This is a genomic window from Aquimarina sp. RZ0 (assembly GCF_008370685.1).
Taxonomy (GTDB): domain Bacteria; phylum Bacteroidota; class Bacteroidia; order Flavobacteriales; family Flavobacteriaceae; genus Aquimarina.
Genome location: NZ_VTZU01000235.1, coordinates 1 through 944, shown reverse-complemented (window position 1 = coordinate 944; position 944 = coordinate 1). Strand labels below are relative to the sequence as shown.

1 protein-coding gene is annotated in these 944 nt (G+C 33.6%); it reads left to right on the top strand.

The features are described 5' to 3' along the window. A partial coding sequence (locus F0000_RS27450) for an AMP-binding protein (protein ID WP_149627876.1) occupies positions 1–944 on the top strand: 944 nt, incomplete at both ends.

The window sequence follows — 944 nt, the reverse complement described above, 5'->3', positions numbered from 1 at the left end:
GGATTTGGTAGGTATTTGTTTGGATCGTAGTTTAGAGATGATCGTAGGGATCTTAGGTATTTTAAAGGCAGGAGGAGCGTATGTTCCTATAGATCCGGAGTATCCAAAGAATCGTATTGATTATATGGTTAAAGACTCTGGTATAAAGATACTCGTGAGTAGGTCAGAGATTATAAATACTTTGAAAAACCAGAGCGATTTTTCCATTATATGCTTAGAGAGGGATTGGTTCCTTATTGAGAGAGAAGATTTTCAACCTTTAGATAGGGTGTCTTCTCCAGAGAACTTAGCCTATATAATATATACATCAGGGAGTACAGGTAATCCAAAAGGGGTAACAGTTGAGCACATCAGTTTAATGAATGTCATATTTTCTTGGAAAGATACCTTTGGGCTTGATAGCCAAATGAATTCTTTACAAGTAGCAAGTTTGTCATTTGATGTATTTTTGGCTGAAGTGAGTACTTCCTTATTATTTGGAGGTAGTTTGATATTGCCTAGTCCTTCATTTTTATATTCACCAGAAGAGTTTTATGAATTAATATCTGTTAATTGTATTACGATTCTTGATTTAACTCCGAGTTTAGCCATTCCATTAATGGATTATATTTATGATAATGATCTTGATTACAGTTTTTTAAAAATACTCAAAATCGGTTCAGATTATTGTAAACTATTAGATTTTCAGAGGTTACTGGATAGATTTGGGGATCAAATCCAGATTTTCAATTGTTATGGAGTAACTGAAACTACTATTGATATTTCAGAATATAAAGGTAAAAAAAGTGAAGGGTTAAAAGGCATAGTAAACGTACCAATAGGTAGTCCTATTTCTAATACTCAGGTTTACATTTTAGATTCAAATGAGAATCTACAGCCCATAGGTGTAGTTGGAGAATTATGTGTTTCGGGTTCAGGCTTAGCCAGAGGTTATCTAAACAGAG